Here is a 15,008-nt window from a genome sequence, read left to right on the forward strand (position 1 = left end):
TTTCTCGTAGAAATATAAGCACCAGCCCTTTAACGGGGCTGGTGCTTATTTTACGTTATGCAGGCGGGTACTCTTAATTCTCGGCCTGACTTAGCATCCATTCCAAAAGGGTGCGAACCATCACCCCTGTAGCCCCTTTCGGATTGACTCCGCGCTCCTTGGAGAGGAATGCTGTACCTGCAATGTCCAAGTGGAGCCAGGGCTTTCCTTCAGCGAAGGTACCGATAAATAGTCCTGCTGTTATTGCTGCTCCATATCCTCCTGTAGCATTGCGAAGATCGGCGACCTCACTTTTCAACATATCCTTAAATTCAGGGTAGGCTGGCAAGGGCCAGATTTTCTCCCCCGTTCTCTGAGAGGCGGCTGTGAATTCCTGCAAAAAGGCTTCATCGTTCGTGACCACGCCTGTAGCAACATCTCCTAAAGTTGAAAGCACAGCACCTGTGAGCGTGGCGATATCAATGATGCGTTCTGCTCCCCACTCTCTGGCATAAGTAAGAGCATCTGCCAGCACAACCCGGCCTTCTGCGTCCGTATTTAGAACTTCAATTGTACGACCGCTGAGAGAAGTAATGACATCACCAGGCTTGAATGCATTCGCTGAGACCATATTTTCGGCGGCAGGGATCACCATCACTACATTAATTCGTGGACGCAATCTCCCCAGCGCCTCTGCAACGCCCAATACGGCGGCTGCTCCACCCATTTCGCTAATCATGTCCTCCATTCCTGGAGCACGTTTCAGGGAAACACCACCCGTATCAAACGTGATGCCTTTACCTACCAGTCCAATTACATTCTCCCAATGCCCTGTTCCTTGATAGCGGATTACAATCATTCGCGGCAGGTTAATACTGCCCTTACCCACTGCCCATAATCCCCCCATCCCCTTATGCATAATTTCACGTTCATCCAATACCTCCACAGGGAAGCCATACCTCTCTGCAATCTCCACAGCGGACACAGCCAGATCAGCCGGCACCAGCATGTTTCCAGGAATATTAGTTAAAGTACGTGCTAATAGGGTGGCTTCTCCAAAGGCCTGCCCACGCTCAACACCTGCAGTCCAAAGTTCTCCCTCAGGCTCATCAATTTCCTGCTCTATATAAAACAAAGCCGAGGTTATGCCCCCATATTGAGGTTGCTCTTGTTTGTAATGTTTCCGTATATATGCTCCGAGTAGAAGACCTTCACTAAAGGTATGTGCAACTGCTGCCAAATCTACCTCAGCCGTCCAATCGCCTATTCCATTAGGGATCTGAATAACCAGATTCTCAGCTTTAAGTCTAACTGCTGCCCGTGCAATTTGGGCAAACATTAGACGCAGTTCATCTGCACTGAGAATACGGTCTCCCCTACCGATTAAGATGACCGCGGGAAAGTTAGATTCCTTCTCTAGCGGCAGAACATAACTTTGCTGCAACTTCCCCTCGAATATCCCAAGCGAGGCCAACCCACCTATTTTCGAATCCCATTCTGATGAAAGTCCGCCATCCTTTATTTCTAATTCCGAAATAATCCGAATTAGAACATCACCCGTTAACGTTGAAAGCGGAACTCCGCTCCTCCATCCAATATTCATAGTTACTCCACCACCTTTTATATATCTTATGCATTGTAACATAATAAGGCTGATCTCTTTCGGCAAGTGTAGAACCGTAGAGATCAGCCTATGATGTAGCTATTTATCGTGTTTATTGAATAAGAGGAAGTGAGATTATAAAGCTGGTACCTTCATTGAGCTTGCTGCTGACTGAAATGCATCCCCCATGATTTCTGATGATCTTGTCACTAACTGACAGCCCCAGTCCCGTCCCATTTTTCTTAGTCGTAAAAAAAGGATTGAACAAGCGATCCAGGGTACAAATACTCATCCCTTCCCCATTATCAGATATAAAAATGCGCACTTCAGCCCCTTCGCGCCGTGCCCCAATCTCTATCCTGCCGGTATAATCATCGTCCCTTTCTGTTATCGCTTCCATTGCATTTCTTATGATGTTAATAACCACCTGCTTCATCTGTTTCACATCCACCGAAATATTTAAATCTTCGGCAAAAGGATGCAGGTGAATCTCGCAACCCTTCATCAGGGCTTCACTCTCGGTTAGCAATACAACCTCCCTAAGCAGAAGAGATACCGGAATGATTCCAACTTGGGGAACAGAGGGTTTGGAGGATGCAAGGAATTCATGAATAATATCATTCGCACGGTCAATTTCTGCCAGAATAATCTTGGCATACTCTTCTTTGCCCAACTGAGAAAGGTGGGGGCGAAGTAATTGGATAAAACCGCGTATGGATGTTAATGGATTACGTATCTCATGGGCAATTGAGGCAGACAGTTTCCCGAGCATAGCCAGATTATCATTCTGATAAGCCGTTTGTTCAATACGCTTGTAATCAGAGATTTCCTTAATAACAAACAAATATTGCCCATTCATCTTTTCTCCGTAGGTCACGGATACCCGCCAATAACGGCCAAATTCATCTACAAACTCGTATGCGGATTTCCCCTTGTAAATCGTTTCCCTGTAAATATTCAATACTCTTCTTTTCTTGGCACGGCTTAATTGAACATGAGATAACATACTGAGGATAGTACACCCTACAAGAGCATGGCGTTTCATGTCCAGGATGGTATACATCTGACTGTTAATAAAGCTGAGAATTCCTTCTTCATCAAAAAGCATAATTCCACTGTCCAAGTTCTCCAGAACGTTCTCATATGTAGTATTTATGAGGCCGGATTGAAACGATCTTGCTGATAACAGCAAACCTTCCTGATATTCGCGTAACATGACACGAAGTTCCCCCTTCTACTGCAATTGACGAAGCCGCTCTACGACATCAAATTACTATGTATGTGAGTATATGACGAAGCCGTCAGAACATTCGGTTTTTGTTGTAAAATATCCAACCTTATTAACTATATTCCAATCATATCCAAGAGAGATGAACAACGCAATCAGAGATACTGTCGAATCCTAATTATTTCATAGAAATGATTCTAAAGACATAAGAAAAAAGCCTCTATTATGTTATCAAGAGGCTTCTTGGTAAATTAGGACTGCGGATTTAGTTAGGCTTTTTGCTGTAGACGGTGCCGCCGTTGGCTCATTACGGCTAACCGTTTCTTAAGCTCCCGCTCCCACTTGGTATCCCCAATTTGCTTGGCAACTGCCAGCAAATCCAACGACATATCAATCTGGCTTCTTACAATAGCTAATGGGTCTTCGGTTTCCATATTGATAACATTTTCAAAAATAGACTCTTCATCTTCCATGACATAGTCCTGAAAATCCACATCAGTCACGCCGTCCCCATGAGCATATTCAGCCAAAATTTCATATTCATTCTCGACCTTGTAATGAACCTCCACCCGATGACAAACCGGACAAAACAGCAGGGGAACATTATGAACTTGCGTACGATAATGTTTAAGTGTTCCCTTTGTTCCTACCATACTCGCGCCACAGCAAAAGCTCATGATTGCTCACCCTCCCAGGTTAATTTCAATGGTTTCGTATTATTGTATTACATTATGCCGATGGAGATTCCTCTTCCATATTTAACCTTTGCGCCCGTTTTCAAACAAGCGGCACAGGTTAGATTATTTTGGAGCAAAAAACCCCCTTATACCGAATTCAAATTCGGCAAAGGAGGTTGCTAATCATTTCTCAAGGATCGCCTAGAAAGGGACCTTACAGGTTCTTATCGCCCGGTTTCCAGTTCATTGCACATAAACCGCCCGATTGCAGTGCTTGAAGTACACGAAGTGTTTCTTCTACGCTGCGACCTACATCGTTATGGTTCACGACCTGATATTTCAACTCGCCATCAGGGTCGATGATGAACAGACCACGAAGGGCAATGCCTTCTTCTTCAATTAATATACCATAATCCTTCGCCACATTCTTAGTGATATCGGATGCAAGAGGGAAGCTCAACTGACCCAGACCGTTAGAGTCTTTAGGTGTGCTGATCCATGCCTTGTGGCTGTGGATTGAATCCACGCTGACCCCAAGAATTTCTGTATCAAGTGCCGCGAATTGATCTGCAGCATCACTAAGAGCTGTGATTTCTGTCGGGCATACAAATGTGAAATCAAGTGGATAGAAGAAGAATACAAGCCATTTGCCGCGATAGTCGGACAAGCTTACTTTACCAAAATCTTTGCCGTCACCAGATACTGTTTCCATTGTAAAATCGGGAGCCGGTCTACCTACCAAACGTTCTGCCATTGCTTACATCCTCCTTTGATTATGTAAGAAAAACAGCTGACTTGATCCGTCCGTTAGAGGACTGACGCTATCTATGCTTTTCTTGATATGATGAGTGGGTTACTACCCTTTCTACTACAACTCAAATGGTATCATCGTACAAAATCAAAGTCAAGATTACATTGATTACTTTTTTATAATAATTATAAATAAGCAATTTTATGTGACAGTTTTACGCTTTACGGATAGCTGCAGCAATTAAATTACCCATTTCTGTCGTACTAATCGCTTTACTCTTATCTACGGCAATGTCGCTTGTGCGGTGTCCTGCATCGAGAACCTCAGCTACAGCTGCTTCAATCGCTGCTGCCGCATCCTCATACCCGAAGGTCAATCGGAACATTAACGCAAGCGATAGAATGGTTGCAATTGGGTTAGCCAGTCCTTGTCCTGCAATGTCAGGTGCTGAACCGTGTACAGGCTCGTACAACCCGTAGCTGCCTTCACCCATTGAAGCAGAAGCAAGCATACCAATAGAACCGGTAAGCATCGCTGCTTCATCACTCAGAATATCACCGAACATATTCTCAGTGACAATTACGTCAAAGCTGGATGGACGGCGAAGAAGCTGCATGGCGCAATTATCAACCAGTACGTGCTCCAACTCTACATCCGGATATTCCGGAGCAAGCTTGTTTACTACCTCACGCCACAGACGTGATGTCTCCAATACGTTGGCTTTGTCGACAGAAGCCAGCTTCTTGCGGCGTTTCTGGGCAATCTCGAAAGCCTGACGTACAATACGTTCGATTTCTACAACATTATATACGCAAGTATCTACGGCTTCTTCGCCGAACTCTCCTTGACGGCGCAGCTTCTCACCGAAGTAGATACCACCGGTCAGTTCACGCACAACCATAAGGTCCGTACCTTCAAGTACTTCAGGCTTCAAGGTGGAAGCATCCTTCAAGCAATCAAAAACAACAGCAGGACGAAGGTTAGAGAATAACCCCAACGCTTTACGAATGCCGAGCAGTCCTGTCTCCGGACGAAGTTCCTTCGGATTGTTGTCCCATTGGGGTCCACCTACTGCCCCCAGAAGCACTGCATCTGCACTTCGGCAAATTTCCAGCGTATCTTCCGGCAGCGGTGTACCTCTCTGATCAATGGCAATTCCTCCAAAGAGAGCATGCTCAGTCTCGAACTTGTAACCGAATACCTCTTCGGTCACTTTCAATACTTTTTCAGCTTCAGCTACAACTTCAGGTCCGATGCCGTCGCCGGCGATTACTGCGATTTTTTTTACGTTGCTCATTCCAGTCACTCCTCTAGTGTTCTGCTCTTCCGCAGACATAGTTCTTCTTTATATTGTTGTAACATACTGTAGGCAAAAGGACAAAGATATAGATACTATTGGATTAATAGGCGGAGCCTATAAGAGGAGGAGTGAAGCTCTTTCATTGTATATTTCTTGGCAAGTCTGTAGAATTAGGTAATGGTTATAATTCCCAAATCAAGAAAGAAGGTCGATGATTTTGTTGAAAAAGGTTCTGGCTTTACTGTCACTTCTACTGGCAATAGCTTCTCCCGCATTCGCTGCAGCTCCATCTTTACCCGGTCTTCGTCCGAACGATGCAACGACTATTTCCCTAAACGATGAAACTTCTCTGTTGGTCAATAAAGGAAATGCAACTATCACCGCTATTAACCTAAGCACTGAAACCCTCAGTTGGAAGAAGGCTTTTACAACCCTGTATGATGTGAAAATACTTCAGTATCCAACAAAAATTATTATTCTGACCGAAGAGAAGCAGCATCTAAAAAAACTTACGCTGGATGCTTCGGGTAATCTTTTGACACAAACGGTGTATGTATCTATGAAGACAGGCATGAATCCCTACTTGGCTTACTGGGTCGCTCCAGATGAGCATAACAACGAGATGATACTTATTCAACAAGACAAGAATACTCAACTATTTAAATCTCCTTGGAACAAACCTTTTAAACAACTAAAGACAGCAATGGAACCTAATTCGAGCTACGAGAACGTTATTTTGAGAAAGCTAGCCTTTCAGTCTCCCTACCTCATTGTTGAACAAGACGGAGGGGCCTTTATGCAGGATCAAATCTTTTATCAAGTTTTTGATATTTATTCAGGTAAGAAATACACCATCGCATCCGAGTGGAATGTCAGTAGCGAATTCTCGATCAGAAAAAATCAACTCATCATTACAACAAGCTATGGAGAATTACGCCCATCCATTGGTCCTAAGAAGGAGCATCAGATTTTCGGGGTTTATGACTTGAAGACAGGTAAACCTATCACATTAAAAACGTATACCTTTTCCAATGACTCTGTATTTTTTGCATGGGACTGCACTTTCCAAAACGACAATACTTTCTTCTTCACAGATCTAATTTCGAGTTCCTGGACTCTCTTCGATTCTAATGGAACTGGATATTTTCCTATGCAAAATAATCCTGTAGCTACCTTACAGCAATTTATTCACTATTCATCAAAGCTTCATAAAGCCAGCTTTCTAATCTCATCAGATAATGGGAAGTCTTCCTTCTTAATCAATCAACAGCTGTAGCCGCTCCATTTGCTCTTATTTCTTAAGTTGTTTACAATTAGTAGGCAGTTGTAAGTTATAGGTTATTTCAAATTCATTGAAGGAGTGATTGCGAAGTGCAATACGCAAAGCTTGGTAAATCAGGCATGAAGGTTAGCCGCCTTTGTCTGGGAACGATGAATTTTGGTCCACAAACGGATGAGAAAGAAGCCTTCCGCATTATGGACGCTGCCCTGGATGCCGGCGTTAACTTTTTTGATACCGCTAATGTCTATGGCTGGGGTGAGAATTCCGGCCTGACGGAAAGTATTATGGGTCGGTGGTTCAAGCAAGGCGGCGGACGCCGGGAAAAAGTTGTACTCGCCACTAAAGTATATGGTGCTATGAGTGATAAGCTGGATGGCCCGAACGATGAAGGTGGACTTTCCTCCTACATTATCCGCCGTCACTTAGAGGCTTCGCTGCAGCGCCTTCAGACCGATCATATTGAGTTATATCAAATGCACCATGTAGACCGCAGCGTTTCATGGGACGAGCTATGGAACGCCTTTGAGCTTGCAGTCAACCAAGGAAAGATTGGTTATGTCGGTTCTAGTAATTTCGCCGGCTGGGATATAGCAATAGCACAACAAGAGGCAAAGGCACGCGGCTTCTTAGGTCTTGTATCGGAGCAGCATAAATACAGTCTGACCTGCCGCTTGCCGGAGCTTGAAGTGCTCCCTGCTTCCCGTAGCCTCGGGCTTGGCATTATTCCATGGAGTCCATTGGACGGGGGCCTTCTTGGCCGTAACGCACTCATGAAAATTGAAGGCAGCCGCAGCGGGGGCAATGCAGAGCGTGTGGAGCAGCATAAGAGCCAGCTTGAAGCCTTTGCAGCTTTGAGTATGGAGCTTGGTGAGCCACAAGATAATATTGCCTTAGCATGGCTCCTAGCGAACCCTGCCGTTACAGCACCTATTATCGGCCCACGTACACTGGAGCAATTCGAAAGCGCATTGCGCAGTCTTGAGGTTGTATTAGACGAGTCCGTGATGGCCCGCCTGGATGAGATTTTCCCAGGCCCAGGAGGAGAAGCTCCTAATGCCTACGCCTGGTAATATTGCCACTATAACAAGAAGAAACGGCCTTGCCGTCCTTAATGGGAGCTTATGCTTCCGAAGAAGCGATACTCCGTATCGCTTTCAGGTATCCGTTTCTCGTAGAAATATAAGCAAAGTATACTGAAAACTTATACTTTCTGATATTTTAATCAAAGGGATATCCCGGTGCCATTAATGGCCGGAATATCCCTTTTCTTGTCGTTATTCCATTACATCCACTGTTACACTACCATTGCTGGTAGATAAGTCAACCACATGGGATCCGTCACCCAGCGTAGCTGTTCCATGATTATCCCCGTCACGATCCCAAGGGACATTGCCCTTTAGTGATCCATTGCTTGTGTCAGCAGTAATCCTCGCATTTACCCCTGAAGGCAGATCCAACTGAATCTTTCCATTGCTTGAAGTGCATTTCCAGTCGCCGGTTATATCTGAATTACTCATGATTTTGCCATTGCTGCTCTTTGCAGTAAGCGAACCATCAATATGATCCAGCGAGATTGCTCCGTTGGAGCTGACCAGTTCAACTTTACCTTGTATATTTTTGGCACTCAGAGAACCGTTGCTGGAATGCGCTTGAACATCACCCACTATATCATGAAGATCCATAGTTCCATTTGAGGTTTCTGCGATTAAGCCCGACTTAAGCTCCATAGCTTCAATTGAACCGTCGCTTGTGTCAATTTCCACGGCCAGATTCTGAGGAATACTAACGTTCAGATAAGGATTTTTAGAATTGAAGCCGAATTGAATGAGATTGAACCATTCCGTCTCTTGGTCCAGTTTCAACACCAAAGTATCTCCTTCTGTCGTTATTAGCCACTTCTTCTCAAGCGCACTTAATGCTTCGCTCTCAGAATCTCCTGGAACGAGCAGGCTTCCTTCATAATTCAATGAACTCCCCGGTACACCATTGATTTTCACCTTACCATTAGGAATAGATATCTTCACTGTCTTGATTTCGGATTTCACCTCTACGGTCCCATTAAGCGGAGTGAGCTTCATATTGCCAAACAGAGTATTAAACGAACCCCCAGACAAGGCAGATTGTCCTGCACTTGCTCCTATTAACAGAACGATAAGAAGGATAGCCCAGCCGCTTACACGGCTTTTGACATCTGAACGAATCATAAGCCGGGTAAGCATTTCGATACCCAAGGCAATAAGCAATACCGGCCATAAATAACCAAGCGCTGCATATGTCAGCTCACCATACTGTACAAGCCCAATGATTACTCCCAAAGCTATACAGCCTATAGCTGCGGTTAAACTGCCAATCTTCCATTTCCCCATGTTGCTTCCAACTCCCTTAAGCCCTTGTATTGTTTTTCAGCATCCGCAGACCGTAGCCGATTAGTCCGACTGACAGTAGAATGGTGCCGATGTTAATTTCAGTAAGAATGCTCCATAGTGTCGGAAATGCCGTAATGATCAGCAGCAATACTCCGGCAACTACACAAGCACCACCTACCCAGGCAGGGTTGATATCATCCTGGGGGAAACCCGGGAGTGAATTCATGTCGAATGTCCAGGGGGCGCCAAAGCTATCGGGGTGGAACATCAACCGCTCATGCTCTGCTATTGATATTTTCATCCAGGTGGCTTTTTGCAAAGCATCAAATAATTGATAGAACCATAACGCAGCCAGTGCGAATGGAAAGACCGTTGGCATCGATGGGATAAAGATAATGCATACGAAAGCCCCGATCATAAACTGCAGGCCTAATTTTTTGAATCCAAGATACATATGGCCGAGTCCTGGCACCATAGCCAGCATGAATGTAAGCCAGCGCTTCTTCTTAATCATGAAACACCCTCCTAATATTCTTAATTATTTGTTTATTTATTTATGGGTGGATTGGCCTGCGGACCGAACAAAGCGGTAACCGAGTTTGACATGTGACCATTTATTTCTGTAATCTGATAGGCTAGCCCCTCAAATACACCAAACTGAAATAATAAAAAGGTCAGACATGCCGCCACACTATAATGCGTCCACGAGGTCCGCGGCGTATAACGACGTCTTGAAGTAGTTGGGACAGGAACCCGCTGAATGCGTTCGGCTTCGATAAGCTCAATCTTAGCCATAACCGCATCTGTTAGATCAGGGATATCCAAGTCTTCTTGCTTCCCCATATCCCCTTCCATCTCTCTCCAGAGTGCAGCCAGTTCACGTGCTTCCTCCAGATTTTGTTCGCAAGCGGGACAGGTATCTATATGAAGACGAATGCTTTGTTCTCTCTCGAGGGATAACAAGCCATCCAGATAATGAGGCATCCATTCTTTGATCTGTTCACAATTCATCGCCATTCCTCCCCACTCTTACGCATCATTTGTCTGGCACGATATAACTGTGACTCCACGGTTTTGACAGAAACACCTTTTTGCTCTGCAATTTCCTGATAGGAATGACGCTGAAAATAATACAGTTGTACGACCGACCGGTACGGTTCCGCAAGACTGTTAAGATTCTCATCCAGTTCAGCTGACGCTTCTTTACGAAGGGCAGCATGCTCTGGGGTTTGCGACGTAATCCAATCATTCTCGGTATAAGTGGCCGTACTTCGGTGCCGCCATTCCCTGTCATTGGCCCGTTTCCAGTCCAGACAAGTACGATAAGCGATCCTGTACAGCCAGGTAGAGAAGGAGGATTGCCCTCTGAAGGAAGGGAGTGCTTTATAGGCTTTTATAAAAACCTCCTGGGCCATATCCTTGGCCGACTCGGCTTCTCCCGTAATTTTCAAGCAAACTCTATATACCAAGCCCTGATAACGCGTCACCAGATGCCCAAAGGCTTCATGCTGACCACTGAGCACGGCTGAAATCCACTCCGCCTCTTCCAGTATTCTCCCCTCCTCCAGCTTCTTTAAGTTAGACGACGCTCATTCTGATATCCCTGCAACCAACCTAGAATATTATTAAAACCATTATCCATTCTGCTAATTTTAGCTTTTCACAAAGAGGTGGCAGAATCAACATTTATAGTCATAGGACATAATAACTCAAATATCGCAGCTTGAAATAAGCAGATGTGCCTGTGTAATTTAAGTATCGATACACAGCATCTTTGCCCGGAAAGGATTCGGCTTTATGGCTTTCAAGTAAATAAATAGGCAGGTATATCCGAATTTCTTGTTGATTTTCTATTTTGACGAGAGATCTTTTATTAATTGCTTAGGCTATATTCATCAAGGGTTCGCTCTGCGAAGTTTGACATAATAATACAGCCAAGACACCCTAAATTCAGTTCGGGTATCTTGGCTGTATCCTAAGCATTTCTATTCTTATTTTTCTTTAGTATTCATGTTGAATCTTCTTTGCAAGTAAAAACCAAGAATAATCAAGCCACTTCCGAATAAATAGATCGGACGAGAGCTATTTTCACCCGTCTTCGGGAGCGTTGCCGGCGGCATACCTTGATCACCACTTTCGCCTGGCTGCGTAACTGTTCCCTTAGGTACTTCCTCTACGATAATTTCAATGAGTACCTCTTCATCTTTGCCGTTTTCATCCGTAACGATGATCGAAAATTTATCTTTTCCAATATAGCCAGGGTTCGGCGTATAATGCCATTTGCCGTCTGGTGTTAAAGTCACCTTACCGTGCCCTGGCTGATCACCAATACTCGGAATACCTCCTAAGGGAAGCTCACCTTCGATAGGAACATCCTCCTTAGTCTTTCCTTGAGTAGCGGTTGGAGCAGGTGTTGGTGTAGCCGGCGAGGCCGAAGCGATTGCCTTAGGTGTTTCAGTAACGGCTGGGGTTGGGCTTGGTGTTACAATAACCCCTGGAACCGGTGAAGATGTTGGTACTACTGGCGGTACTACAGGTGGTACTACTGGCGGTACTACAGGTGGTACTACAGGTGGTACTACTGGCGGTTCTACCGGTGGTACTACTGGCGGAACAACCGGAGGAACTACTACTTCTGCTTTATTCGTCACTGTCATCAAAGTTTCTATTGTCGAATTAAAAGTTACGGGATACTTGGTTGTATCCAAAATATAACCTTGGGGTGCTACCTTCTCTTGCAGGATGTAGCTTCCCGGCCAAAGATTTTTAAACACGGCTGTTCCTTCAGCATTCGTAGTAACTGTATTAAATAATACTTCTTCTGAGCCATTTAAACGATATAGAGCAAAGGTTGCTCCAGTAAGAAGCTTGCTGTGATCTGCTTCATCAACTTTGGTGACGGTGAGTTGCTTTTTAAAGCCAGTTCCCACCCCGTCTGCTTCAGAAAGAGCCACGATGATGTCCTTTTCGTTAGTTTTAGTGACTGTAATAGAATTATTACCTTCAAACTTAACTTTGTTGCTAAGCGTTTCCCCATTATTCGCGACAATTAAAGATTCATATTCTAGAATATAGGGTTTTTCAATGTCATTGTTGAAGCTTAAAACAAACTGCTGTTGGCCCGTTTCCTCATTCGTTGTCATAACAAGCTCATACCCAGTACCCTTAACCAACTCAGATCCCGACTTTGTTACGGTACCATTTGAAGACACATTCGTTGGATAGAGGTGAAATGAATCCTGCAGTAAAATTTGATTGGTACTTGGCTCGTCCGTTATTTTGGCATCTTTGACGAAGGACTGATTAAAGTTGATATTAAGAGTCCATTTCATTTTAGTATTACTTTGAACTCCGCTTTTGCTAACATATTCACCAGCTTTAGGAATACTCAGATTCGCCATTAAATCTCTCGATACAGCTACAGAGCCATCAGTGAAATTCGCTTTATTAGGAACAGTATTATCGATTAGCTGATCCTTCAAGCTAGTTTTAAACACGACATAGTACGGTGAAGTTATGGATTCTTTGAAAGTTACAGCTAATTGTTTGGTGGATGGAATATAGGATACTGTATATTCATCTGTGTCAATCGAATTTGTACCCTTCTTAGGTGTTCCATCAGTTTCAATCGTCAGAGGGTATATCTCCACTGAATCCCCTATAAAGTTCTGATTGCTTTGCAGGACGTCAGTTAATAATGGGCTTGTTATAGTCTTCTCGTTGTAGTTGATCCCAATGGTCCATGTAATTTCTTTCAGAATCGCATTATAGGAACCATACTTAAAGCCGTTATCTTTAACTTCCTTTCTAGGGTCAAACGTTGCCGTTGCCGATTTAACTTCTACGTCTGAAGTGGAGGGATATTCCCATTCCATCTCTGCCTTATTAATGAACTTGGCTTCTTGAGTAAGCCATTCAGGCTCAAGCCAATCGTTGTTAAAGCTGGTCGAGTACGTAATCGTATGAGGTTCAGAAATACGCGAATTGAATTGAACATTAAAACCTACACCCTCGACTGCACCAGTAATGGTATAGTCCGTATTTTGGTTTAGCGTCGTATTGCCTTTTTTAACAGCCAGTGAACCCGGGACCAATTTTAGTCCTTTGCGGGTGAAGCTGTCTTTTACAATCACATTATCCATATCGTAGCTGTCACCATTAATTTGGATGGACCATTGTACCGTTTTGTCCGCATAATTAACGTTTCCTAACGTTTTTCTTAAAATGGCTTGTTCAATCACACCCACTGCGCTAGAGGTATAAGTAGAAGATGTAACCGTATTATTTATGGTAAGCTTGTCTTCAATTCGGGCAACAGCTTTAGTATCGTATAGAATTTTGTAGGCTGATGATACATCGTTATTGAAAGTAAGAATGAATCCTTTCTTGCCTGTGACAGTTGGAGGGTTGATATCCACAGTATAAGTACTTGGATCAAGCATGGTTTCATTAGTTCCGTTGGTGTTGGTTAGAAAGTTAACAGGATATACTTTAACAGAACCTAGAACTAATTCCTGCGAGTCATCAAAATAATCTGTTATCTTTCCATCAGCCTGCAAAACTGCTGTTTCATTATAATTATACTTAATCTCCCAATGGGTAATCCCGCTGGCTGAATCTGAGCCGGGAGAAGTTTTTTTAAGGAATCCCCCCCGATCGATCTGAACCGTGGCAGATGAGTTTACCGGATTGATCTCATCACCATCAAAAACAGCTGTGTTAGTAAAGCTCTTTTTTTGTTCATCAATAATATTGGTGGTATACGCTATTCTGTATGCTCCGGTGATAGGAGAATTACTAAATAAAATTTTTAGTACACCGTTCTCCATACTCACCACATACTCACTGCCTGCCACCTCGTTGCCGACGGCTACTGTACCGTTCAGCTTAACTTCAAGCATATATAGCTTAACATTCAATAGATCACTCAATGCCAAACCGCTAGGAATGGAATCCGTGACTACTGCATGGCTGACAGTATCTTGAGTCTTATTTACGTCAACAGTCCAATTGATTTGGTTAGCGTTAAATCCATTTTTATTCAGGCTAATAGGCTCTCCCTTTTTTTCTATAGTTGAAGGAACATCTGGTTTAAATTGAACAGTAAAAGTTTGATTTCCTCCGTTAATGGGAAACAGAATATCTTGGACTATGGTCTCCTCTAATTTTTGTTTATCGAACTTAGTATTAATTGAAAGAGACCCATGCACACTAAAGTGCTCTTTAATCTGATCATTAAAAGTCATAACTACCTTGTTAGGGTTGCCCTGAATAACATCGAAAAACCCCAAAGTATCTCCATCAAAAATGAGTGGTTTACCCTCAATATTACTGGCTAGCACAAACTTATCTGGCAAATCAAAGCTATATGTATCTCCTCCATTATAGGCACCGTCCGGTATGGACCAGTTATAATTCAACTTCACCGCAGCAGTTTGCCCGTATACACTGCTCGTTACTGTATTGCCTGAGTCATCATACACTGCCATAGTTACACTAGTAATTATATTGTCCTGAATTTCCGCAGCATCAGCTTTATTCATGGAGCCAAAACCATAACTCAATTGTGTAATTAGCATTAGAAAAATGATTATCATGTTTATACGTTTTTTATGTATTTGATTTCTGTTCATTCGTTCAACACGTCTCCTCTATATTTTCTATACTCTCTTTCATATCTGATGATAAGTATCATCACTCCTCTCGCTGTGCGATTTATCATAGCATAATATGACATAAAAATATTAACAATAATGAAACTACATAGACATTTTCTGCACAAAAAAAGCCATCCCTCAGCAAAATTCACTGCGGAACGGCTA

General features: G+C 43.5%; 12 protein-coding genes. 2 read left to right on the plus strand and 10 right to left on the minus strand.

What is annotated here, in order from left to right; translation table 11 throughout:
* Positions 1-73: 73 nt before the first annotated feature.
* The 5 genes from PWYN_RS05640 to leuB all read right to left on the minus strand — a co-directional run bounded on the left by PWYN_RS05640 (position 74) and on the right by leuB (position 5,535).
* Complete coding sequence (locus PWYN_RS05640; RefSeq protein ID WP_036649332.1) at positions 74-1,582, minus strand: leucyl aminopeptidase; 1,509 nt, start codon at positions 1,580-1,582, stop codon at positions 74-76.
* Positions 1,583-1,694: 112 nt separating this feature from the next.
* Entirely contained in the window at positions 1,695-2,798 is a 1,104-nt protein-coding gene (locus tag PWYN_RS05645) for an ATP-binding protein (RefSeq protein ID WP_036649334.1), read from the minus strand.
* 281 nt (positions 2,799-3,079) lie between these two features.
* Positions 3,080-3,487 (minus strand): hypothetical protein, encoded by a 408-nt coding sequence (locus PWYN_RS05650; protein WP_036649335.1) that lies wholly within the window; start codon positions 3,485-3,487, stop codon positions 3,080-3,082.
* Between the two features lie 214 nt (positions 3,488-3,701).
* Positions 3,702-4,241 (minus strand): peroxiredoxin, encoded by a 540-nt coding sequence (locus PWYN_RS05655; protein WP_036649337.1) that lies wholly within the window; start codon positions 4,239-4,241, stop codon positions 3,702-3,704.
* Between the two features lie 211 nt (positions 4,242-4,452).
* Positions 4,453-5,535 (minus strand): 3-isopropylmalate dehydrogenase, encoded by a 1,083-nt coding sequence (gene leuB, locus PWYN_RS05660; protein WP_036649340.1) that lies wholly within the window; start codon positions 5,533-5,535, stop codon positions 4,453-4,455.
* Positions 5,536-5,755: 220 nt separating this feature from the next.
* Between leuB and PWYN_RS05665 the strand changes: the two genes are divergently transcribed.
* Positions 5,756-6,814, plus strand: a complete 1,059-nt coding sequence (locus PWYN_RS05665) for a hypothetical protein (protein ID WP_036649343.1) — start codon at positions 5,756-5,758, stop codon at positions 6,812-6,814.
* A 95-nt stretch (positions 6,815-6,909) separates the two neighbouring features.
* The gene (locus PWYN_RS05670) at positions 6,910-7,890 is read left to right on the plus strand and encodes an aldo/keto reductase (protein WP_036649346.1); all 981 of its coding nucleotides are present in this window, start codon (positions 6,910-6,912) and stop codon (positions 7,888-7,890) included.
* 204 nt (positions 7,891-8,094) lie between these two features.
* Here PWYN_RS05670 and PWYN_RS05675 read toward each other — a convergent pair whose 3' ends face one another.
* From PWYN_RS05675 to PWYN_RS05695, 5 genes are all read right to left on the minus strand, one after another.
* Positions 8,095-9,186 (minus strand): DUF4097 family beta strand repeat-containing protein, encoded by a 1,092-nt coding sequence (locus tag PWYN_RS05675; RefSeq protein ID WP_036649349.1) that lies wholly within the window; start codon positions 9,184-9,186, stop codon positions 8,095-8,097.
* A gap of 16 nt (positions 9,187-9,202) precedes the next feature.
* On the minus strand, positions 9,203-9,700 hold the full coding sequence (locus PWYN_RS27875) for a hypothetical protein (protein WP_052087781.1): 498 nt from the start codon (positions 9,698-9,700) through the stop codon (positions 9,203-9,205).
* 32 nt (positions 9,701-9,732) lie between these two features.
* Positions 9,733-10,197: an anti-sigma factor family protein gene (locus PWYN_RS05685; RefSeq protein ID WP_036649352.1), complete on the minus strand. Its 465-nt coding sequence runs from the start codon at positions 10,195-10,197 to the stop codon at positions 9,733-9,735.
* Positions 10,194-10,754 carry a sigma-70 family RNA polymerase sigma factor gene (locus PWYN_RS05690; RefSeq protein WP_084146618.1) on the minus strand — a complete coding sequence of 187 codons (561 nt, stop codon included), beginning with the start codon at positions 10,752-10,754 and terminating at the stop codon, positions 10,194-10,196. The genes PWYN_RS05685 and PWYN_RS05690 overlap by 4 nt, the downstream gene beginning before the upstream one ends.
* 423 nt (positions 10,755-11,177) lie before the next feature.
* Entirely contained in the window at positions 11,178-14,819 is a 3,642-nt protein-coding gene (locus PWYN_RS05695) for a collagen binding domain-containing protein (protein ID WP_052087783.1), read from the minus strand.
* Positions 14,820-15,008: the final 189 nt, after the last annotated feature.

Origin of the sequence: Paenibacillus wynnii, assembly GCF_000757885.1 — a bacterium.
Taxonomy (GTDB): domain Bacteria; phylum Bacillota; class Bacilli; order Paenibacillales; family Paenibacillaceae; genus Paenibacillus_AQ; species Paenibacillus_AQ wynnii.

Bases quoted from the DNA above. Each gene is read 5' to 3' on its own strand.
- PWYN_RS05640 (WP_036649332.1), bottom strand. From the start codon at position 1,582: ATGAATATTGGATGGAGGAGCGGAGTTCCGCTTTCAACGTTAACGGGT.
- PWYN_RS05645 (WP_036649334.1), bottom strand. From the start codon at position 2,798: ATGTTACGCGAATATCAGGAAGGTTTGCTGTTATCAGCAAGATCGTTT.
- PWYN_RS05650 (WP_036649335.1), bottom strand. From the start codon at position 3,487: ATGAGCTTTTGCTGTGGCGCGAGTATGGTAGGAACAAAGGGAACACTT.
- PWYN_RS05655 (WP_036649337.1), bottom strand. From the start codon at position 4,241: ATGGCAGAACGTTTGGTAGGTAGACCGGCTCCCGATTTTACAATGGAA.
- leuB (WP_036649340.1), bottom strand. From the start codon at position 5,535: ATGAGCAACGTAAAAAAAATCGCAGTAATCGCCGGCGACGGCATCGGA.
- PWYN_RS05675 (WP_036649349.1), bottom strand. From the start codon at position 9,186: ATGGGGAAATGGAAGATTGGCAGTTTAACCGCAGCTATAGGCTGTATA.
- PWYN_RS27875 (WP_052087781.1), bottom strand. From the start codon at position 9,700: ATGATTAAGAAGAAGCGCTGGCTTACATTCATGCTGGCTATGGTGCCA.
- PWYN_RS05685 (WP_036649352.1), bottom strand. From the start codon at position 10,197: ATGAATTGTGAACAGATCAAAGAATGGATGCCTCATTATCTGGATGGC.
- PWYN_RS05695 (WP_052087783.1), bottom strand. From the start codon at position 14,819: ATGAACAGAAATCAAATACATAAAAAACGTATAAACATGATAATCATT.